This window comes from Citrobacter sp. CK188 (genome assembly GCF_030333525.1).
In the GTDB taxonomy this organism is placed as follows: Bacteria; Pseudomonadota; Gammaproteobacteria; order Enterobacterales; family Enterobacteriaceae; genus Citrobacter_B; species Citrobacter_B koseri.
Window position 1 is genome coordinate 349,281 of the sequence record NZ_JAOWFU010000033.1, and the last position, 20,864, is coordinate 370,144.

The 20,864-nt window shown below is 52.8% G+C and carries 21 protein-coding genes and 2 tRNA genes; 7 read left to right on the top strand and 16 right to left on the bottom strand.

Annotated features, from left to right (window positions below; genetic code table 11):
• Position 1 precedes the first annotated feature (1 nt).
• Positions 2–835, bottom strand: coding sequence for an ABC transporter substrate-binding protein (locus tag OGV67_RS13275; RefSeq protein WP_286465619.1), 834 nt, complete (start codon positions 833–835; stop codon positions 2–4).
• A gap of 304 nt (positions 836–1,139) precedes the next feature.
• On the opposite strand from OGV67_RS13275, the gene OGV67_RS13280 reads away from it, so the two are divergent.
• Complete coding sequence (locus OGV67_RS13280; protein WP_024130375.1) at positions 1,140–1,319, top strand: hypothetical protein; 180 nt, start codon at positions 1,140–1,142, stop codon at positions 1,317–1,319.
• A gap of 96 nt (positions 1,320–1,415) precedes the next feature.
• Here OGV67_RS13280 and OGV67_RS13285 read toward each other — a convergent pair whose 3' ends face one another.
• Together OGV67_RS13285 and OGV67_RS13290 are read right to left on the bottom strand one after the other, a co-directional pair.
• Entirely contained in the window at positions 1,416–1,556 is a 141-nt protein-coding gene (locus OGV67_RS13285; RefSeq protein ID WP_096753850.1) for a hypothetical protein, read from the bottom strand.
• A 135-nt stretch (positions 1,557–1,691) separates the two neighbouring features.
• The gene (locus tag OGV67_RS13290; protein ID WP_110494299.1) at positions 1,692–2,594 is read right to left on the bottom strand and encodes an endonuclease/exonuclease/phosphatase family protein; all 903 of its coding nucleotides are present in this window, start codon (positions 2,592–2,594) and stop codon (positions 1,692–1,694) included.
• A gap of 243 nt (positions 2,595–2,837) precedes the next feature.
• Here OGV67_RS13290 and OGV67_RS13295 point away from each other — a divergent pair, with 243 nt between their 5' ends.
• Entirely contained in the window at positions 2,838–3,776 is a 939-nt protein-coding gene (locus tag OGV67_RS13295; RefSeq protein ID WP_115614829.1) for an alpha/beta hydrolase, read from the top strand.
• A 72-nt stretch (positions 3,777–3,848) separates the two neighbouring features.
• On the opposite strand, the gene OGV67_RS13300 is transcribed toward OGV67_RS13295, so the two are convergent.
• The 4 genes from OGV67_RS13300 to mdtK form a co-directional block, all read right to left on the bottom strand.
• Positions 3,849–6,149 carry a TonB-dependent siderophore receptor gene (locus OGV67_RS13300; RefSeq protein ID WP_286465620.1) on the bottom strand — a complete coding sequence of 767 codons (2,301 nt, stop codon included), beginning with the start codon at positions 6,147–6,149 and terminating at the stop codon, positions 3,849–3,851.
• 298 nt (positions 6,150–6,447) lie between these two features.
• Positions 6,448–6,524 (bottom strand) — tRNA-Val (locus OGV67_RS13305).
• A gap of 4 nt (positions 6,525–6,528) precedes the next feature.
• Positions 6,529–6,605, bottom strand: a tRNA-Val gene (locus OGV67_RS13310).
• Between the two features lie 151 nt (positions 6,606–6,756).
• Complete coding sequence (mdtK, locus tag OGV67_RS13315) at positions 6,757–8,130, bottom strand: multidrug efflux MATE transporter MdtK (RefSeq protein ID WP_047457282.1); 1,374 nt, start codon at positions 8,128–8,130, stop codon at positions 6,757–6,759.
• A 216-nt stretch (positions 8,131–8,346) separates the two neighbouring features.
• Between mdtK and OGV67_RS13320 the strand changes: the two genes are divergently transcribed.
• The gene (locus tag OGV67_RS13320) at positions 8,347–8,988 is read left to right on the top strand and encodes a riboflavin synthase (protein WP_012132549.1); all 642 of its coding nucleotides are present in this window, start codon (positions 8,347–8,349) and stop codon (positions 8,986–8,988) included.
• 39 nt (positions 8,989–9,027) lie between these two features.
• Here the strand turns inward: OGV67_RS13320 and cfa are convergent, their stop codons facing one another.
• Both cfa and punC read right to left on the bottom strand, forming a co-directional pair.
• The gene (cfa, locus tag OGV67_RS13325) at positions 9,028–10,176 is read right to left on the bottom strand and encodes a cyclopropane fatty acyl phospholipid synthase (protein WP_012132548.1); all 1,149 of its coding nucleotides are present in this window, start codon (positions 10,174–10,176) and stop codon (positions 9,028–9,030) included.
• A gap of 290 nt (positions 10,177–10,466) precedes the next feature.
• Positions 10,467–11,672 carry a purine nucleoside transporter PunC gene (gene punC / locus OGV67_RS13330; protein WP_115614828.1) on the bottom strand — a complete coding sequence of 402 codons (1,206 nt, stop codon included), beginning with the start codon at positions 11,670–11,672 and terminating at the stop codon, positions 10,467–10,469.
• 112 nt (positions 11,673–11,784) lie between these two features.
• On the opposite strand from punC, the gene punR reads away from it, so the two are divergent.
• A complete protein-coding gene (punR, locus tag OGV67_RS13335) occupies positions 11,785–12,717 on the top strand; it encodes a DNA-binding transcriptional activator PunR (protein ID WP_012132545.1) in 933 nt (310 codons plus the stop codon).
• Here the strand turns inward: punR and purR are convergent.
• The gene (purR, locus tag OGV67_RS13340; protein ID WP_012132544.1) at positions 12,714–13,739 is read right to left on the bottom strand and encodes an HTH-type transcriptional repressor PurR; all 1,026 of its coding nucleotides are present in this window, start codon (positions 13,737–13,739) and stop codon (positions 12,714–12,716) included. The genes punR and purR overlap by 4 nt on opposite strands.
• A 297-nt stretch (positions 13,740–14,036) precedes the next feature.
• Between purR and cydH the strand changes: the two genes are divergently transcribed.
• Together cydH and OGV67_RS13350 are read left to right on the top strand one after the other, a co-directional pair.
• Positions 14,037–14,126: a cytochrome bd-I accessory subunit CydH gene (cydH, locus tag OGV67_RS13345; protein ID WP_096753851.1), complete on the top strand. Its 90-nt coding sequence runs from the start codon at positions 14,037–14,039 to the stop codon at positions 14,124–14,126.
• A gap of 174 nt (positions 14,127–14,300) precedes the next feature.
• Complete coding sequence (locus tag OGV67_RS13350; RefSeq protein ID WP_012132541.1) at positions 14,301–15,467, top strand: MFS transporter; 1,167 nt, start codon at positions 14,301–14,303, stop codon at positions 15,465–15,467.
• A 46-nt stretch (positions 15,468–15,513) separates the two neighbouring features.
• Here the strand turns inward: OGV67_RS13350 and sodB are convergent, their stop codons facing one another.
• Positions 15,514–16,095, bottom strand: coding sequence for a superoxide dismutase [Fe] (gene sodB / locus OGV67_RS13355; protein ID WP_058669061.1), 582 nt, complete (start codon positions 16,093–16,095; stop codon positions 15,514–15,516).
• A 125-nt stretch (positions 16,096–16,220) separates the two neighbouring features.
• Positions 16,221–17,033 (bottom strand): C40 family peptidase, encoded by an 813-nt coding sequence (locus tag OGV67_RS13360; protein ID WP_024130372.1) that lies wholly within the window; start codon positions 17,031–17,033, stop codon positions 16,221–16,223.
• Positions 17,034–17,370: 337 nt separating this feature from the next.
• Here OGV67_RS13360 and grxD point away from each other — a divergent pair, with 337 nt between their 5' ends.
• Positions 17,371–17,718, top strand: a complete 348-nt coding sequence (gene grxD, locus OGV67_RS13365) for a monothiol glutaredoxin 4 (RefSeq protein ID WP_003832760.1) — start codon at positions 17,371–17,373, stop codon at positions 17,716–17,718.
• A gap of 110 nt (positions 17,719–17,828) precedes the next feature.
• Here grxD and rnt read toward each other — a convergent pair whose 3' ends face one another.
• From rnt to OGV67_RS13385, 4 genes are all read right to left on the bottom strand, one after another.
• Complete coding sequence (rnt, locus tag OGV67_RS13370; protein ID WP_012132536.1) at positions 17,829–18,476, bottom strand: ribonuclease T; 648 nt, start codon at positions 18,474–18,476, stop codon at positions 17,829–17,831.
• A 102-nt stretch (positions 18,477–18,578) separates the two neighbouring features.
• Positions 18,579–18,986: a lactoylglutathione lyase gene (gene gloA, locus OGV67_RS13375; RefSeq protein ID WP_024130371.1), complete on the bottom strand. Its 408-nt coding sequence runs from the start codon at positions 18,984–18,986 to the stop codon at positions 18,579–18,581.
• Positions 18,987–19,074: 88 nt separating this feature from the next.
• Positions 19,075–20,172, bottom strand: a complete 1,098-nt coding sequence (locus OGV67_RS13380) for an alkene reductase (protein ID WP_115614826.1) — start codon at positions 20,170–20,172, stop codon at positions 19,075–19,077.
• 58 nt (positions 20,173–20,230) lie between these two features.
• Positions 20,231–20,830, bottom strand: a complete 600-nt coding sequence (locus OGV67_RS13385) for a TetR/AcrR family transcriptional regulator (protein WP_110494291.1) — start codon at positions 20,828–20,830, stop codon at positions 20,231–20,233.
• Positions 20,831–20,864 lie beyond the last annotated feature (34 nt).

Here is a 20,864-nt window from a genome sequence, read left to right on the forward strand (position 1 = left end):
ATTACTTCGCTTCTATTTTAAAGGCGCGCGGCTGTGGATTTTTGGTTTCGGGGCCGAACCAGACGTCATAGATTTTGGCCGCCTGTCCGGTGGACTCGAGCTTCAGCAGTTCATCGTTCACCGCCTTTAACAACGCGGGTTCGCCTTTTTTCACCCCGACGCCGATTTCCTCTTTACTCAGCAGGTCGGGTAGGATTTTAAAGTTGGCTTTGTCCGGCGCCCCGCTTAACAGGCCCGCCAGAATGGTGCTGTCCTGGGTGATCGCCTGAACGTTGCCATTACGCAGCGCAGTCAGCGCCAGCGGGATATCATCATAGGCCAGCACGCGGGATTGCGGGAAACGCTGGTGCAGCGCCTGTTCCCCCGTTGTTCCTTTCACCGCGCCAATTCGCGCGCGGCTGTACTCATCCAGCTTGTCGGGGGAGGTCGCCGGAACCAGGAATTGTTGCCCGGTGACAAAATAGGGAACGGAAAAGTCGATAACCTGGGCGCGCTCCGGGGTGATGGTAATATCCGCGACGATCAGATCGGCCTTACCCGATTGCAGTAACGGGATACGGTTGGCTGGGTTGGTGGCGACCAGTTCTAGTTTGACTCCCAACGATTTGGCCAGCGCTTCAGCAAAATCAACGTCGTAACCAACGATTTTATGCGTTTGCGGATCGACGGAGCCAAACGGCGGGTTCGCATCGAACGTGGCCACTTTCACTACGCCGGCGGCTTTAATATCCGCCAGTTGATCGGCCTGGGCGGGTAATACGGCAATACCGGATGCGAATAGCGCACTTAATGCCAGTAATGTTTTTTTAGTGCTGTGAATTGTCGTTGCCATCATCTTCTTTGATATCCCTGTAGAGACGCTAAATAATTCATGTCGCGGTCAAAAAGGCCGCTGCATTCGCGACATGATTGGGTTTGTCTTTTTACGCTCCCACAACTCGCCGTCGTCACCAAATAAGAAAAGATTCTTATCTATATACAAAAAGATATTAGTAAAACAGATGTTAATGGTCGGTGAATTAAGATGGGATGGTCTAATGCAATAAATGCACAAGGATGGCAGGATTTCGTATTTCATTTTTTCACGCGAATGCGCTGCAATAAAACGCATCCAGCATACAGACAGAGGGGCGGAGAAGATGAATGGGTTTAAACGTCTTTGGCATACTGTGGTGAAAGCACGTCCACAGACCCGACAGTACGATGCGGAGCCTCATCTTCAGCGTATTGTTGAGTCTGTTCTTCCTGTCGCCAGCCTGTATGGCGTGGATATCGCCAACATTGATCCGGAGTGGTTCCGTGATAAAACAGAACGCTGAACATCGACAAACGCGCGAGGCATACTGGAACGAAATCTGCGCGCTTTCTGCGGCTTAATCCTGAATAAAAAAACCGGCATTACGCCGGTTCTGTCGTTATATTTTGCAGGCATCGCCGCAATCATCATCCGCAATAACCGCCTGGGCTTTTTTATCTGCGTCTTCCACACGTTCAGCGTTACGCTCTTGCGCTTCCTCCAGCCCGTCAAAGACCAGATTGTCGAGATCAATATCCATCAATCACCTGTTTAGTTCAGTGTTTGCCAGCTTTCCAGTATAGGGCAAAATCTGTGATTGATGCACCTTGCGCTATTGGCGATCGGTGCGGTTGCCAGCAGGGAAAGCGGAAATCCCGCCATCCCTGCCAATAGGTTACTGCTCGGTGAGTTCCATATCCGCGATAAAGGGGAGATGATCGCTTGCCGACGACCAGGTGAAAGCAGGGGAGTTATGCGGAATGTCTATCTTCTTCACATCCCATTTTTGCCCCTTGAAAGTGAAGATGTGGTCAATATCAATCGCCGGGTTAACCGCAGGCCATGTACGATAATCCGTCCCCTGTTTCTCAACCGGATTAAAGAAATAGCCAATTTCTTTTAACGGCTGTTCGTCACGGGTAGAGTTGAAATCGCCAGCCAGAATTTTTATTGAAGAGGCGATATCTTTAAAATCGGATGACGCATCGCCAATACTGACATCCAGCAGATGGCGGACTTGCTCAATTCGCATGGTGGGATCTTTTTGCCAGTCAAGGTGGGTAACCATGACCAGTACCGGCGTATCGAAACCCGGAACCTCAATTTGCGCCAGTAATGCTACCCGTTGTTCTGCATCGCCTGAGGGTAAATTGATAACCTGAGTATGCTGAATTTTGTATTTCGATAAAATGCCGAGCCCGTATTCACCACCGTCAAAATCCAGCGCCTTACCAAAGGCATAGTGATAGTTATTTGCATCAGCGATCGTTTTCAATTGATCAATCTTTTGGCTTCTTGCGGTTTTATTATCAACCTCTGGAACCGCAATGATATCGGCTGCAATTTTTTTGATAGCGGCATTAAGCGACGTGAAATCAGCTACATTTTCGGACGCTTCATTTTTGCCGATGTTATAGGTCGCAATTCTTAAATGAGGCTTGTTGTTTTCATAAATCTTATCCGGGACACCGCCTTTCTGAACGGCGAGAATTTCATTACCGGCAAGTTTTTCACTGGCTATAGCGTGCGTGGAAAGGCAGCTTAGCGCGAGGAATGTCAGTGTAAAGATGTTTTTCATAACGAATAGAGACCTTGTTTATTTGCTGTTATCGCCACTATAACGTGCATAAAAATAGGTTACTGTGAGACTTTGCACAAACTTATATTGTTTTGCGAAATAAGTGATTAAAGTACATTCACCAGAATTTTAAATGTGAATGAAGGCCGTAACGGTTTACTTGACCCGCAGAGCCTTTCGGGTAACTGTATGTAATGTTGTAAAAATCTGAATTTCACCTGTAAAAAAAGGAATAACGAAGAGATGTATGGCCGTGAGTATCGAAACGGGCGTCGTCGCATGGCGCCGTTTTTAGCGATCTCTTGTATTACTTTGCTGTATGGCGCGAAAGGGTATGCCAGGCCGGATATGGAGCCGCTGGGGCCGAATATCGCCGATCGGGGTTCCGCGTTTTACCATTTCAGGGTTGAAAATTTCGACTCCGCCGACGGAAAAAGGCATTACAAGGTCTGGACCGGCATTCCTGATAAAACGCCGCCAGCGTCGGGTTATCCGGTTCTGTATATGCTGGATGGCAACGCGGTGATGGACCGCCTGACGGAGGACTTGCTGAAACAACTGGCGGAAAAAACGCCCCCCGTTATTGTCGCCATCGGCTACCAGACCCACTTACCCTTTGATCTGAACGGCAGAGCCTATGATTATACGCCCGCGCTGGAAGTGAAAAGCGGGGCGAAGGGGCGCTACCGTCGACCGGGTGGCGGCAGTGGGGACTTCCGTCGACTGCTGGAGACGCGTATCGCGCCGCAAACGGAACAAGGACTCAACATCGATCCTGAACGACGCGGCGTATGGGGACACTCCTACGGCGGCTTATTCGTCCTTGATTCGTGGCTGTCGTCGTCATTTTTTCGGTTTTACTACAGCGCCAGCCCATCGCTGGGAAGAGACAATTCCTCGTTGTTAACCCGGTTAACCACAATGGATGCCGCGAAAAATTGCCATAAGCGTTTATTTTTCATGGAAGGTTCCGCTTCACCGGGGAAAAACGCGCAGACTCCGGTTTCCGATATCCTGAATAAAACCCGCGACGCCGTTTCCGCCCTGCAAAAAGACGGGCTTGCGGTTGCCTGGTGGAATTACCCGGGGTTGACGCACGGGCCGATGTTCACCGCCTCTTTTCAGAGCGCGTTACTGAATATGAGCGCGGAGGAGACTCCCGGGGCAGCGCGCTGCGATTAACCGGGCAGTGAGTGAAGAGGGCGGCGGGAAGCCGCCCTTAGCCATTACGCTATGATGCGTGTCTGGTGGTCGTCAGAAGTGCAGCCCCACCTGCATGTAGTAGGTGCGTCCAGGTTCGTTATAGGTGTTCGCACCAGCTCCCCACAGATACGCGCCCGTGGTGGCGTTACCGGTGGTCTGGGCATTCCCTTCACGGAAGTGGCGCTTGTCGAACAGGTTATCGATCCCTGCGGTCACATCCACATATTTCGTCACCGCGTAAGTCGCACTCATGCCCACCAGCGCATAAGGCGATACCTGTCGGGTTTCGCTGCCCGAAGTGGGGTTCCCTTGATAAGTGTATTTTTTCGGTTTCTGGCGGCCGTACCACGTCAGCGTACCCTGCACCGACAGATCGTTGGCGGCCTGCCACTCCAGCGTTGAGTTGATGGTGTATTTGGGAATAACCGACAGGTAATCTCCACTCTTCTTATTCTTGTTCTCGATGATATAGGTGAAGTTATTTTTCATCTTCAGCGTATCGGCGAGCGGGAAATTGAACGTCCCTTCCAGCCCCTGAACGACGGCTTTTGGCACGTTTTCCCATTGATAAATATTTGCGGAGGTGGCTTTGCCCGCAACCGAGTCACCGGCTGCAATCTTGTCATGGTAGTCGTTGCGATACCAGGTCAGCCCGGCCTGCACTTCATCATGATTATATTCAATCCCTACCTCTTTATTGACGCTGGTTTCTGCTTTCAGATCGCGGTTGCCTTGCAGATAGCAGGCGCCGCCGCCGTAGCATCCCTGGCCTTTACTGAATAACAGGTAGTTGGGGTTGGTCTGATACAGGTTTGGTGCTTTCCATGCGCGGGCAATACCCAGTTTTAACGTGAAGTCGCCGCCCAGTTCCTGGGAGAGGTTCAGTGACGGACTCCAGTTACTGCCGCTAATACTCTGGTGGTTGAAGCGAATGGCTGGGGTCAGACGGGTGCTGTCCGTCAGTTCAAGGTTATCTTCCGCAAAGATGCCGTAAATATCCGCTGAGCTGTATTTGCTGCGCCCGGTATCGGCAATCCCCGGAACCGAGCCTCCGCCGGTGGTGGATTCGGTATTCGACGACGGATCTTTCATCGCCTGGTAGTTAAATTCCGCGCCAAAGGTCAGCGTCTGGCTAACCCACAGGTCAAGCGGGATATTCACTTCCGAGTGCAGGTTGGTGTCATACAACGAAATGGTCGAGAACCCTTCATTTGACGGGCTGAAAATCCCCGAGATGCCGCCAGAGAGGCCTTCATTGAGGCGGGTATTACGCGTTTTTTCAAACTGCACATAGTTATTGGTGGTGACGCCGCTGTCCCAGGCGCCGGTATATTTCAGGCTGAGCGTCTGGCGGTAGAGAACGTTTGTTTCTTTGCCATAATATTTTTTTACCAGCGCGTTGCTGTTGGTGTTTTGCGTATCACCGGCATACAGGTTGCCGTGGCGACTGTAGCCGGCCCCCAGTTCCAGCGCCTGCATCGGCATAAATTCCCAGCGCAGAGCTGAATTGATGTCTTTATTGATAAAACCTTCACGGCCAGCGGGGTAGCTACCGGCATAAGAACCGATACGCGGGGTCGTGTGGTTTTCGTTGATATCCTGGGCATCAGCCTGCGTTTTATTCCAGTTACCGTAGACTCGCAGGGTCAGATTATCCGCCAGCGCGCCGCTTAAACTGCCGTTATAGCGTTTGGTGCTGCCTTCGGATTTGTGCTGTGGAAAGTTGTAATAGGTATTTAAACTGCCGTGCCATTCGTCCGTCGCCGGTTTGGTGATGATATTGACGACCCCGCCCATTGCGCCACTGCCGTACATCGCGGCGGCCGGGCCACGGATGACCTCAATGCGCTCGATCATTTCTGGCGGCACCCAGTTGGTGTCGCCACGGGTATCGCGCTCATCGCTCCAGCCATAGCGCACCGAGTTGCGGCTGGAGACAGGCATACCGTCAATCAGAATCAGAGTGTTCTCCGGCCCCATGCCGCGGATATCAATCTGGCGGTTATTCCCGCGTTGTCCGCTGTTAGAGTTCCCGGTGAGATTGACGCCCGGCATGGTGCGAATGATCTCAGCGACGTCGCGCTGTATTGGCCGTTTTTTAATGGCTTCGCTGTCAATGATAGAGACGCCGGGGGCCTGGAGCGTCTGTTCTTTGGCCGTCACGACCATGGTTTCGCCGCTGTTTATTTCTTTGTCGCGGGCAGCCTGTTTCTCCGGTGGGTTACTGGCGTTTGTTTGTTCTGCTTTCTGGTTTGCCGCTGTTTTGATGTCGTCAGCCTGTACCGCAGGAATCGCCAGACTCCCTGCAATAAGCGAACTCAAAAGCGATAATTTATATGCCTTTTTTATCATGATATTAATCACTTGCCATTGTTAAAAGAGAAATTGCGTGAAATAACTTATTAGCAATATTTCTCATTTGCAACACAATAATGATTATCATTTACATTTTTAGTCGTGCGAGCGCGCTGCCGTTAGCGGCAATTTCAGGTTATTAAATAGAATAAAATCAGTAAGATAATTAATATCAGGGCAGCAGGCGTGAAGGGACAGTTGCGGTTGTTGGTCTGTACAACGGTCAAACCATGAATTCAGGAAAGATTTGTGGGAACAATGTGCTGTGTGAACAGTGTGCTGTGTGGATAAAGAATGGTGCGTCTGAATGGACTCGAACCATCGACCCCCACCATGTCAAGGTGGTGCTCTAACCAACTGAGCTACAGACGCAGGATGGTGCGTTCAATTGGACTCGAACCAACGACCCCCACCATGTCAAGGTGGTGCTCTAACCAACTGAGCTATGAACGCAATGTTGCAGATGACAACGGGAACGAATATTAGCGGCAGAGCCGGAATGAGGCAAGAGGGAAAACGTAATTTTCTTCCTGATTTCACTCGATTGCAGAGGAAACGCGCAAAATGTCGAGAGAATAGCCGCCGTCCGGCGGCTATTGCTGATTTATCGCGCAGCGCGCTGCAAAATAATCGCTGATGACTGGCGTTGCAGGTATCGCATACGCAGCATCATCATAATAGCCGCAGACGTCAGGCCGATAATAAAGCCCATCCAGAACCCGGCCGGTCCCATGCGATCCACCACCAGATCGGTCAGCGCGAGGATATAACCGCTCGGTAATCCCAGCACCCAGTAAGCTGTAAAGGTAATAAAGAAAATCGACCGCGTATCTTTATAACCACGCAAAATACCGCTGCCGATAACCTGGATCGAATCGGAAATTTGATACACCGCCGCCAGCAGCATCAGTTGCGCGGCGAGCGTGACCACTTCAGGATTGTCGTTATAGAGCAGGGCGATAGGCTCACGTAACGTCACGGTAAAAATTGCGGTGATAACGGCCATGCAAACCCCGACGCCCAGTCCGGTTCTGGCGGCTGTCTGGGCATCCAGCGTTGAGCCCTGGCCAAGTCGATAGCCCACGCGGATGGTAACCGCAGCCGCCAGCGACATCGGCAATACGAACATCAGCGAACTGAAGTTCAGGGCAATCTGGTGGCCTGCGACATCCACAATACCCAGCGGTGAAACCAACAGCGCCACCACGGCAAACAGGGTGACTTCAAAAAACAGCGCCAGGGCGATCGGCAAACCTAGCTGTACCAGACGTTTCACGACCGCCGTATCCGGCTTGCTGAATCCGCGCTCGTTGCGGATATCGCGCATTGAACGCGCACGTTTCACATACGAGGCCATCGCGATAAACATCACCCAATAGACCGCCGCCGTGGCAACGCCGCAGCCCACGCCGCCGAGTTCCGGCATACCGAAGTGGCCATAGATGAATATATAGTTCACCGGAATGTTGACCAGCAGGCCAAGGAAGCCCATGACCATGCCGGGTTTGGTTTTTGCCAGACCTTCGCACTGGTTACGCGCAACCTGAAAGAACAGGTATCCCGGCGCGCCCCACAGGAGCGCGCGAAGATAGCCCACGGCTTTATCCGCCAGCGCAGGATCAATGTTATGCATAGAACGAATAATGTATCCGGCATTCCATAGCACAAACATAATGAGAACGGACACACAGCCCGCCAGCCAGAAGCCTTGTCGCACCTGGTGAGCGATGCGTTCGCGGCGGCCAGAGCCGTTGAGCTGCGCGATAACCGGGGTCAGAGCCAGTAACAACCCATGACCAAACAGAATGGCGGGCAGCCAGATGGATGTGCCGATAGCGACGGCAGCCATATCCGTGGCGCTGTACCCACCAGCCATCACGGTATCGACGAATCCCATCGCGGTTTGGGCGATTTGCGCAAGAATCACCGGTATTGCCAGAGCCAATAACTGACGCGCTTCACTGATATACTTTTGCACGTATACACCATTATTTGTTGTTATTTGAGAGACTAAAAAAGCCGCCTTAAATGGCAGCAAGAAGAAGATGCAGGGGAAATTTCAGTCTATTGTAGCGAGGAATACGTAATTCTCCAGTGAAAAAACAGGTGCTTTTAGCGCTTTGCTGGCAACCTGATTTTCCACCTGCTATTGTGCTGGGCAGAGATGTATTAACTGATTTCAGGAGTTGCAGGTATGTTTACAGGTATTGTGCAGGGCACCGCGAAACTGGTGTCGATTGATGAAAAACCGAATTTCCGCACGCATGTCGTGGAATTACCTGAACACATGCTGGACGCGCTGGAGACGGGCGCATCGGTGGCGCACAACGGCTGTTGCCTGACCGTCACTGAAATAAACGGTAATCAGATCAGCTTTGACCTGATGAAAGAGACGTTACGCATTACCAATCTTGGCGATCTGAGCGTTGGCGATCTCGTTAACGTGGAGCGTGCGGCGAAATTCAGCGATGAGATTGGCGGGCATTTAATGTCGGGTCACATTATGACCACGGCTGAAATTTCGAAAATTCTGACCTCTGAGAATAATCGTCAGGTCTGGTTTAAAGTTCAGGACCCGCAGCTGATGAAATATATCCTGTATAAGGGATTCATCGGCATCGATGGCATCAGTCTGACGGTAGGGGAAGTGACGCCAACGCGCTTTTGCGTTCATCTGATCCCGGAAACGCTGGAACGCACCACGCTGGGTAAGAAAAAACTGGGTGCTCGCGTCAATATCGAAATTGATCCGCAAACCCAGGCGGTTGTTGACACCGTCGAGCGCGTGCTGGCGGCACGGGAAAGCGCGGCGAACCTGCATGCAGGCGACGCGTAACCCGACGTAAAAACCCCCGCAGCGCGGGGGTTATCAGGATTAGCGGGGAATACGCAGGCCGTGTTCGACGCCGCGAGAAAAAACCACCTGCCATAGCTGTATATCACGGGCGCGAAACGCCCCGGCGCATGCATTCAGATAATAACTGAACATGCGTTTAAACCGTTCGGTGTAATTATCTGCAATTTCCGGCCAGCCGTTGATAAAGCGAGAATACCAGGCCATCAGGGTGGTGTCGTAATCTGCGCCAAAGTTGTGCCAGTCTTCCATCACGAAATGCGATTCGCTGGCATTCGCAATCTGTCGAACAGACGGCAGACACCCGTTCGGAAAAATATACTTATTGATCCACGGGTCGACATTATTATCCGTCTTTTTGGAACCGATAGTGTGGAGCAGGAAAATACCGTCCGGTTTCAAATTACGGTCGACCACTTCAAAATAGGTTTTATAGTTCTTCGGCCCGACGTGTTCAAACATACCAACGGACACAATGCGATCAAACTGATCGTTAAGGTCGCGGTAATCCTGTAGCCGAATAGAAACGTCCAGACCTGCGCAACGTTCCTGGGCCATCTTTTGCTGCTCGGCGGAAATCGTGACGCCAACGACGCTGACGTCATAATTGGACGCCATAAACTGGGACAAGCCACCCCAGCCACATCCGATATCCAGCACGCGCATACCCGGCTGCAACTGTAATTTTTCACAAATGAGCTTCAGCTTCGCTTGCTGGGCGGATTCCAGTGTGTCGGCATCTTTCCAGTAAGCGCAGGAATATTGCATATACGGGTCGAGCATGCGGGAGAAAAGATCGTTGCCGAGATCGTAATGTTCTTTCCCGACTATCCAGGCGCGTTTTTTACTTTGTAAGTTGAACAGGCGTGCGCCCGCGATACGCAGCGTATCTTTGAAATGGTGGGGGAGTTGGTTTTCGAGCCCGGCTCGTAAGACTTTACTAAAAAACATGTCCAGTCGATCGCATTCCCACCAGCCATCCATATAACTTTCACCTAACCCCAGCGATCCTTCCTGTAATACACGTTTGAAAAAATCGGGGTTTTTAACACGAATATCCGCCGGGGCAGTGCCATTGATGGCGATACCCGCACGGCCCAGCAATTCGTTGGTGATACGATACCAGTCATCATCTGGTACGCTGACTTCTTCTATACACGATGAACTCATAGCTTCTCCATCACTTGGTCGGTGATCAGAACCTTAAAACAGCGTAGACGCTTTTTGGGCTTTGTGAGAAATCTCACGGAATAATTCCGCGAGTCTATTATCCGACGTAGAACAGAGGAAGGGAGGAACCCTTACCGAAAAGGCCATCCGTGGTGAAACGGGAACGCTCCGGTTCCCGTTAACGCATAATAATTATCGTAATATTAACAACCGAAATTTAGTATAGGCCTCAAAATTCGATGATACAACCGAAAATTGTTAGCGAGCTAATTACCTGTTGTTGAACATTTTTAGTGAGATTCGCTGTGCGCAACTTCGGTGTTTGCTGCGCGCGTAGCCGGTTCCTGCGCCTGAAGTTGCAGCCAGTATCCCAGCGCCGCCAGAGCCACCGTCGACAGCATTACGCTGGTGGTGGTAAGCAGCGGCGTGCTGATCAGCCACGAAACGACCAGGCTTGCCAGGAAACACAGACCCAGTTGCAGCGTGTTCTGTAAGGCTGCTGCGCGTCCGGTCGCTTGCGGGAAGGGGCGCAGCGCCTGGGCGACCACGATAGGGTAGATCGCGCCGTTCGCGATAGCCATCACACAGAATGGAATCAGGATCTCCGTCAGCGAAACATGGCTGATGAAGCTGGCGCCCCAGGTGGCGACCACGCTCAGCGCATAGAGAACCAGTAACCAGGGCAACAGCTGTTGACCCTGCCATTTTTGCAGCGCCGCGCGGCAACCGTAACCGCCCACCAGGAACGCGATGGTCTGCGGTACATAGCTCAGACCAATCACCGCCGGGCTATAGCCCATTTCGCTGAGGATAAACGGGGAACCCGTCAGCCAGGCAAAAAAGCTGGCGGAGCAGGCGGCGTAAATCAGGACGTTGCCGCGATAAGTTTGTGAACGCAGCAGGTTGGCGAAGGTCAGTTTTTCCTGGCTGTGGTTATGTGCTTTTGTTGTTGGCTTTAAGCGTAAGGCGGGCAGCATCAATATCAGCGTAATGATGAACAGCGTGGCAAAAATGGCCTGCCAGGAAAAATGCGTCAGGATCCAACTGCCGAGTAAAGGCGCAAGGGCGGGCGATAAACCGACCAGCGGCATAATGGTGGCGAAGATGCGATTAATTTTTTGCGTTGGATAATAATCCGTCACCAGCGCCTGCCAGATCACCGTAGCGGCACAAACCCCCACCGCCTGAATAAAACGCAGTACCAGCAGCCCGGTAGCGCTTTCGACCCACATCATCCCCAGACTGCCCAGCGCAAAGATGGAGAGACCCAGCAGCAAAATGGGTTTACGCCCGTAACGGTCTGACAGCGGCCCCCACAGCAGTTGCGCGACGGCGAAACCGGCCAGGAACAGACTGAGACTGGCGCTGACAGCCGCCGCCGGTGTTTGCAGGTCGGCCTGAATTGCCGCGAACGCGGGCAGATACATATCTGTTGCCAGAAAGCCCAGCACGCTGAGACCCGCCAGCCAGACTAAAAAACCTTTTCCGGGTTGCATAATTGTTTCTCTTTTCCAGAAGTAAGACATTGCCGCTGAGTGTAGGGAGTGAAATTCTGCTTGTGAAACGCTAATATTTGGCTACTGGATTCAAAATTTTTGCAGGCAGAATATGTGGTCAGAATATTCACTCGAAGTGGTTGATGCCGTTGCCCGTAATGGCAGCTTTAGTTCTGCGGCGCAGGAGTTGCACCGCGTGCCTTCTGCGGTGAGCTACACCGTCCGTCAACTGGAGGAGTGGTTGGCGGTGCCGCTTTTCGAACGACGCCATCGGGACGTTGAACTGACCCCCGCCGGGGCATGGTTTTTAAAGGAAGGGCGCTCTGTTATCAAAAAAATGCAGATCACCCGGCAGCAGTGCCAGCAGATAGCCAACGGCTGGCGGGGGCAACTGGCGATTGCGGTCGACAATATTGTTAAGCCGGAGCGCACCCGGCAGATGATTGTTGATTTCTATCGTCATTTTGATGATGTGGAATTGCTGGTATTTCAGGAAGTATTTAACGGCGTCTGGGATGCGCTGTCGGACGGGCGCGTGGAGCTGGCTATCGGCGCGACGCAGGCCATTCCGGTTGGAGGACGCTACACCTTTCGCGATATGGGGATGCTGAGCTGGAGCTGCGTGGTCGCCCGCCATCATCCGCTGGCGTCAATGGCTGGCCCGCTCAGTGACGACACGTTGCGCAACTGGCCGTCGCTGGTCCGGGAGGATACCTCGCGTACGCTTCCGAAGCGCATCACCTGGCTGCTGGATAACCAAAAACGCGTGGTGGTGCCGGACTGGGAATCTTCAGCGACCTGCCTTTCCGCGGGACTGTGTGTGGGAATGGTGCCGACCCACTTTGCTAAGCCGTGGATCGACAGCGGGAAATGGGTGGCGCTACAGCTTGAGAATCCGTTTCCTGATGCGGCGTGCTGTCTGACGTGGCAGCAGAACGACACGTCGCCCGCGCTGGCCTGGCTACTGGACTATCTGGGCGACAGCGAAACGCTGAATAAAGAGTGGTTACGGGAGCCGGAAGAGGCTCCCGCAGAAGGGGATTAACGGCGATAGTCGCGGAACGGACCATCGGCGACAGAGCGCCGCTCAATCAGACGCGGATGCACCTCAATGGACTGCGACTCTTCGCGTTTATTGACGATACGGTCAAGCAGCATATTGAAGGCCGTTTCACCCAGAGAATCTTTCGGCTGGTGAATCGTCGTCAGCGCAGGCGTAAAGTAACGCGCGTTGCGCACGTTGTCGTAGCCGATGACCGAGATATCCTGCGGTACGCGCAGCCCCATCTCGTCAGCGGCGCACAACGCGCCCATCGCCATAATGTCGCCACCGCAGAATACGGCCGTCGGGCGGTGAGACTGGGAGATCATTTGCTGCATCGCGCGGTAGCCTGATTCCGGCTCGAAATCACCCTGAACGATCCAGTTTTCCGGCACGTTTATCAACGCTTCTTCCATCGCTTTCATAAAGCCAGCCAGACGACCTGCGCCGGTGTTGCGTTCCATCGGGCCGGGAATCACGCCAATTTCACGGTGGCCGCGTTCAACCAGATAACGACCGGCCATATAGCCGCCTGCAAAGGCGTTATCAATGACCGTGTCGGTAAAGTCCGCTTTGGCTTCGCCCCAGTCCATCACCACCATCGGGATATGGCGATACTCTTCAAGCATAGAGAGCAGGGACTCAGGGTATTCGGAACACATGACCAGCAGGCCATCCACGCGTTTTTGCGCCATCATGGAGAGGTACGCGCGCTGTTTTTCCAGGTTGTTCCAGGCGTTGCCCAGAATCAGCGTATATCCTTTCTGGAAGCAGTTCTTTTCAACGGCTTCGATAATTTCAGCAAAATAGGCGGCTTCGCTGCTGGTCGCCAGCAAACCAATCGATTTGGTGTGGTTAACCTTCAGGCTGCGGGCAACCGCGCTGGGAGAGTAGTGCAACTCTTTAATGGCTGCCCATACCGCGTTGCGCGTCTCTTCCGCAACGAAGCGCGTTTTGTTAATTACGTGTGATACGGTTGTAGTGGAAACGTTTGCTCGCTTCGCCACATCTTTAATTGTTGCCATTACATCTCACTCCAGACCATATCCTGAACTCCTGAAAATACTGTAAGTAAACGTTTGCCTTTACACACCTTGATCGCAACGTCAGGGTTGCGGCACGCCGGGAAAACGACACGGAACATCAGGAAGGGGGCAATGGCCGGTACGCTAATCAAGTAAGCGTGGAATTTTGTCTGATCTTGACGAAAAGGGGAAGAGTTAAAAGCGCTTATCAATATAAATCATGGGAGATTTTTGCATTCAAGTGTGTAAAAATGCGCAATATCACTTTTTGTGTGGGAATAAAAAGGAGAAAACTTGATGAGCACCGATCTGAAATTTTCGTTAGTGACCACCATTATTGTGCTGGGCCTGATTGTCGCGGGCGGTCTGACTGCCGCACTGAACTGATTTACCTCTGAGGGAGAGCATTCTCCCTCTGTCTTTCCTCTCTCTTCTTCCTCATTTTTAACCAAATCGTAAAAGTCTTTTGCTATTTTGCTTACTTTATTAGTTTTGTGATTGATGTCATGCTTTTGACTCTTTTGCGTGCCCCGTGACGGCACGAAGCTGCGGAGTCGATGTATGAAAATAAATTATCCCTTACTGGCGCTGGCAATTGGCGCATTTGGTATTGGAACCACCGAGTTCTCTCCTATGGGCTTGTTGCCCGTTATCGCTCGCGGCGTGGATGTCTCGATTCCTGCGGCCGGAATGCTAATCAGCGCGTATGCCGTTGGTGTGATGGTCGGCGCGCCGTTGATGACGCTGCTGCTTTCCCATCGCGCACGTCGTAATGCGCTTATTTTTTTGATGGCGATTTTTACCCTCGGAAATGTGCTGTCGGCCATCTCGCCGGATTACACTACGTTGATGCTGTCGCGGATTCTGACCAGCCTGAATCACGGCGCTTTCTTCGGTCTGGGGTCGGTGGTGGCGGCCAGCGTCGTCCCCAAACATAAACAGGCCAGCGCGGTCGCCACCATGTTTATGGGGCTGACAATCGCCAATATTGGCGGTGTTCCTGCGGCGACCTGGCTGGGGGAAACCATTGGCTGGCGTATGTCCTTCATGGCGACGGCGGGGCTGGGCGTAATTTCAATGATTAGCCTCTTTTTCTCGTTGCCGAAAGGCGGGGCGGGAGAGCGCCCTGAGGTGCGCAAAGAGCTGGCGGTGCTGTTGCGACCACAGGTGTTATCGGCATTACTGACCACCGTTCTGGGCGCAGGCGCGATGTTTACACTCTATACCTATATCGCCCCAGTGCTGCACAGCATTACGCATGCAACGCCTGCTTTCGTTACCGGTATGCTGGTACTGATTGGCGTTGGCTTTTCTATCGGCAACTATCTGGGGGGAAAACTGGCGGATCGTTCGGTTAACGGCACCCTGAAAGGATTTTTGCTGCTGCTGATGGTGATTATGCTGGCGATCCCGTTCCTGGCGCGCAACGAAGTGGGCGCCGCTATCAGCATGGTGGTATGGGGGGCGGCGACATTCGCGGTGGTTCCGCCTTTACAAATGCGCGTTATGCGGGTTGCCAGCGAAGCGCCAGGCCTCTCTTCATCGGTCAATATCGGTGCCTTTAATCTCGGTAATGCGCTTGGCGCAGCGGCGGGGGGCGCAGTGATTTCCGGTGGTTTGGGCTACAGCTTCGTACCGGTGATGGGGGCGATTGTGGCAGGGCTTGCGCTGTTGCTGGTCTTTGTCTCTGCGCGCAGACAGCCTGAAGACGTTTGCGTGGCGAACTAAGCGCAGCATTAAAACGCAGAAGGGACTCCCTTCTGCGTTATTCTCTTTATGCCGCGAAGTTTTTCGCCACAAACTCCCAGTTTACCAGCGCCCAGAAGTGCTCCAGGTAGCCAGGACGGGCATTGCGGTAGTCGATATAGTAGGCATGTTCCCACACATCCACGGTCATCAACGGCGTGGCGTCGGTGGTCAGCGGCGTACCGGCATTCGACGTAGAGACGATAGCCAGTTTCCCATCCGTCCCTTTAACCAGCCAGGTCCAGCCGGAACCGAAGTTCTTAATTGCGGCGTCGGTGAACTGCGCTTTGAAATCGGCAAAGCTGCCGAAGGACGCGACAATGGCGTCAGCCAGTTTACCCGTTGGTTCGCCGCCAGCATCAGGCGCCAGGCAGTTCCAGTAGAAGGTGTGGTTCCAGACCTGTGCCGCGTTATTGAAGACGCCGCCTTCAGCGCTGCGAACGATCTCTTCCAGTGATTTCCCCTCAAACGGCGTGCCTTTGATCAGGTTGTTAAGGTTGGTCACATAGGTCTGATGATGTTTGCCGTAATGATATTCCAGCGTCTCAGCAGAAATGTGTGGTGCAAGAGCATCTTTGGCATACGGTAATGCAGGTAATTCAAACGACATTGCTTCTCTCCTTATATTTATATTAGGTGCGCACAATAACCTTATTGTACGTAAGGATAGGGTAGCAAATTGAAAGGTGATACAAAAGAAGAACTTACCCTGTAGCCATACTACAGGGTAACGTTTTATCGAATGGTTTTCGGCGTCATGACCCGGCGTGCGCCCACGTAATGGCGCTGCCAGTAATCTTCGCTAAGAGAGGTAATCTGTATTTCCTGACCGCTGCGCGGAGACTGAATAAATTTGCCGTTGCCAACGTAAACGCCAACGTGATCGGCAGTACCGCGACCCTGAGTACGGAAGAACACGAGATCGCCATTTTTCAGTTCGCCACGTTCAATCGGCGCGGCATCACGCAAATGGTACATTTCATTTGCAGTACGCGGGATGCGGAATTTCACCAGATCCTTATACGCGTAATAAACCAGACCGCTGCAATCAAAACCGGTTCGTGGAGACGTTCCGCCCCAACGATACGGTTTGCCAATCTGATTCATTAATTTATTCATCGCCGTGTTGGTGGCTTTCTGCATTTTCGCTTTATGCGCATCGGCAATGGCAAGCGGGGCGCCTTTTACTTTGACACAATGCGGCTTACGACCCTTGCGCGGCGTACATTTTTCCGTCCAGGTTACGGCGGCGGTTTGTGTGGTGGCGGGTTTGCTACGACGGCTTGCAGTTTTGCTGGTTTTCGCAGGGGAGGCAATGCGTTTTTTCGATGTGGAGGCCGTTTTACTTTGGGTTTTACTCACGGCTTTTTTTGCAGTCTTCGTTTTTTTCTTGCTGGTCGCGGTGTTCTTCTGCTTATCTGCCGTTTTCGTGACATGCGCGGCAGGCGTCGCCCTGGCTTGCCGGGAGGCATGCGCCATTGACGTAAAAGGGAGCGTGGTAAAAAGCAAAGCACAGAGCGTGATCGAGATCCGGTTTATCCGCGCCACTGAGCAATCCTCTGGTTAAGGGCAGGTCGAATTCATGCCTGCGTATGATTTACAAAACGCATCGATTCTAATCTATAAAATCCCCGGAAGTTAATAGCTTTTGTCATCTAAAATCGCGTTTCGTTATTGAGTGCAAAAAAAAGCAGCAACAAAAGCGGAAACGGGTCAACAGATAAACAATTCCATACTGTTTAAGTGGATAAGAGATATTTAGAATGCAACTTCAGGCTTCAGACGATAAAATAGTAAAGCGTGATGAAAATGTTATTTTCCGTTGCCAGCCTGACCCGCTACAATGTCAGACTACTGCCGTAAAGAAGTTTAAGGAAGCAAGACAATGAGCACCACTATCGAAAAAATCCAGCGCCAGATCGCTGAAAACCCGATTCTCCTGTACATGAAAGGCTCTCCAAAACTGCCAAGCTGCGGTTTTTCCGCACAGGCTGTTCAGGCGCTTTCTGCCTGTGGTGAACGTTTTGCCTATGTCGATATTCTGCAAAACCCGGACATCCGCGCCGAGCTGCCGAAATATGCAAACTGGCCGACCTTCCCGCAACTGTGGGTGGACGGTGAGCTGGTTGGCGGCTGCGATATCTTAATTGAAATGTACCAGCGCGGTGAGTTGCAGCAGTTGATCAAAGAGACTGCGGCAAAATACAAAACCGAAGAGCCTGACGCTGAGTAATTCAGCCGAAATAAAAAAGCGACCATCTGGTCGCTTTTTTTTTGCTGAAAACGCGGTTGCCTGATGGCGCGTCGCTTATCAGGACGCGCGGGCATCGCCACCCGACACGATTATGCCTCTTCTGGTACTGGCAACGGCCAGCCGCCAAGACGCTTCCAGCGGTTAACGATTTCGCAAAACAGAACGGCCGTTCGTTCGGTGTCGTATAGCGCAGAGTGCGCCTGCGTTCCATCAAACTCCATTCCCGCCGCCAGACACGCTTTTGACAGCACGGTCTGTCCCAGCGCCAGGCCGCTCAGGGCCGCAGTGTCAAAGGTCACGAAGGGGTGGAAGGGGTTACGTTTCAGCGAAGCGCGCTCAGCGGCGGCCATCATAAAACTGTGATCGAACGTGGCGTTATGGGCCACCATGATCGCACGATTGCAACCGCTGTCTTTAATTCCCTTGCGCACCATTTTGAAAATAGCATGCAGCGCATCGTACTCGCTGACCGCGCCGCGCAGCGGGTTAGAAGGATCGATTCCGTTAAAGGCAAGCGCTTCAGGCTGTAAGTTTGCGCCTTCGAACGGCTCAACATGGAAATGCAGCGTCGTGTCCGGCATCAGCCAGCCTTGTTCATCCATTTTCAGCGTGATGGCGGCAACCTCAAGCAGCGCATCGGTTTTGGCATTGAATCCCGCCGTTTCGACATCAATGACGACAGGATAAAAACCACGAAAACGGTCGCACAGACCGGAAAGTTGAGCGTTATCGGACATCTGGATCTCTTAATACGGAAAATTGCAGCGCGCATTATGGCAAATTTTACGCTGAGATGCAGTAAAACAACGGGCACAGGAGAGTCTGCGCCCGGCGGGAGATTAGTTGCCCAGACCGCGACCGGCGTCTTTGGCTTCAATCAGCTCAATTTTGTAGCCATCAGGATCTTCAACAAACGCGATGACGGTGGAGCCACCTTTTACCGGACCCGCTTCACGCGTGACGTTACCGCCGTTCTGGCGAATGCGCTCGCAGGCTTCGGCAGCATTGTCGACGCTCAGGGCGATATGGCCATAGGCCGTGCCCAGCTCGTACTTATCAACGCCCCAGTTGTAAGTTAACTCGATCACCGCTTCTTCGCTTTCCGGGCCGTAACCCACGAATGCCAGAGAGTATTTGTATTCCGGGTTTTCGCTGGTGCGCAGCAGCTTCATGCCCAGTACGTTGGTGTAGAATTCGATGGAACGCTGCAAGTCGCCAACACGCAGCATGGTATGAAGTAAACGCATCTTTTTCCCCTCAAAAGTGCTGAATGGTCAATACATTCAAAATGTTGTTCTAGTATAGCGGCGTTTTTACGCCGCTACCAACGCAGGATTACAGGGTAGGATAGTCTGTGTAACCTTCAGCGCCGCCGCCGTAGAAGCTTTCTGCGCGTTGTGGGTTCAGTTCTGCTTTGCGTTGCAGACGAGCTACCAGGTCCGGGTTAGCGATATACGCCCGGCCAAACGCGACGGCGTCGATCAGGCCCTTATTGAGCAGGTCTTCCGCTTTTTCCGGCGTATAGGCGCCTGCGCCAATGATTGGGCCGTGGAAGCGGGCGCGAACTTTCTCACGGAAGGCGTCAGTATACGGTTCGCCGCCAGCCCAGTCAGGTTCGGACATGTGCAGATAGGCAATGCCGCGTTTACCCAGTTCCTCAATCAGATAGAGCGCATCGGCTTCTTCATTCGGGCCATTGTCGACATTCTGGAATGTGCCGATAGGGGAAACACGAATACCAATTCGATCTGCCCCCCATTCCTGAATACCGGCATCGACGACTTCCAGCACCAGACGCGCGCGGTTCTCAACGCTGCCGCCGTACTGATCAGTACGATGGTTTGACGTCGGGGAAAGGAACTGGTGCAGCAGATAGCCGTGGGCGGAATGCAGTTCTACCAGGTCGAAACCGGCTTCACGCGCATTGGCGATAGCCTGACGGAAATCGTTGACGATGCCTGGGATCTCGTCGGTTTCCAGCGCGCGCGGCATTGAGGTGTCGACACGAATGGCCTGGCCGTTTTCATCGCGCAGCGAGGTACGGGTGCCAGCGCCGATCGCAGACGAGGAGACAGGGGGCTGGCCGCCGGGTTGCAGGCTGGAATGAGAAATTCGACCGGTATGCCAGAGTTGAACAGCAATGTGCCCCTGTTTGGCATGAACGCCAGCGGTAATTTTTTTCCATGCCTCGATCTGTTCCGCGCTGTGCAGACCCGGTGCGCCCGCATAGCCTTTCGCCTGTGCGGAGATCTGCGTCGCTTCACTGATGATTAGCCCGGCGCTGGCGCGTTGACGATAATACTCGGCCATTAACGGGGTGGGAATGTCGCCCGGTTCAATGCTGCGCAAACGCGTCAGAGGGGCCATGAACACACGGTTTGCTGCCGTAATTGCGCCCACTTTCAGCGGGGTAAACAGTTTCTCAGATGACATAATGGCTCCTGGTATAAGTAGACCGGTCGTCTAGTGATAAGGAAAATAAAAACGCCCGTTAAGCCGCAGGCGTTGCGATAATCGTTTTTACATGTGCCAGCGCGCTTTCAAACGGGGCGGCACTGCGCGAAATTTTGGCGTGCAGATTCGCGCCTAGCCACAACGCATACAGGATCTGCGCCTGTTGCAGCGGCTCGCCAGCAAAAGAGAGACAGCGGGCTTCGCGTCCTTTTTCCAGCGCTTGCGCTAACAGCGTAATAATATGCCGCGCGCCTTTGTCCATCGCAGTGCGCATATCTTCTGAGAGATCGCACACTTCGGCGGACAGCTTTACGGTCAAACAGCCGCTGATAGTGCCTTGCTGGCAAAACTGATTCAGGGTTTCCTGATAGTAAGCCAGAATGCGGTCACGATAGTTGCCCGCTCCGGCGTCAAAATGCGTTGCCAGCCGCTGATGATATCCGGCGTAATGCCGTTCCAGCATGGCGACGCCAAACGCTTCTTTGGAACGAAAATAGTGATAAAACGACCCCTTCGGCACTTCGGCGGTTTTGAGCAGCTCGCTCAATCCCATTCCGGTGAAGCCACGCTGCATACAAAGCTGCTCGCCGGTAGCCAGAAGATGTTCGCGGGTGTCATGTTCAGTCTGTTTGTTCATGCCGCTGAGTGTAATAGACCAATCGGTCTAATGC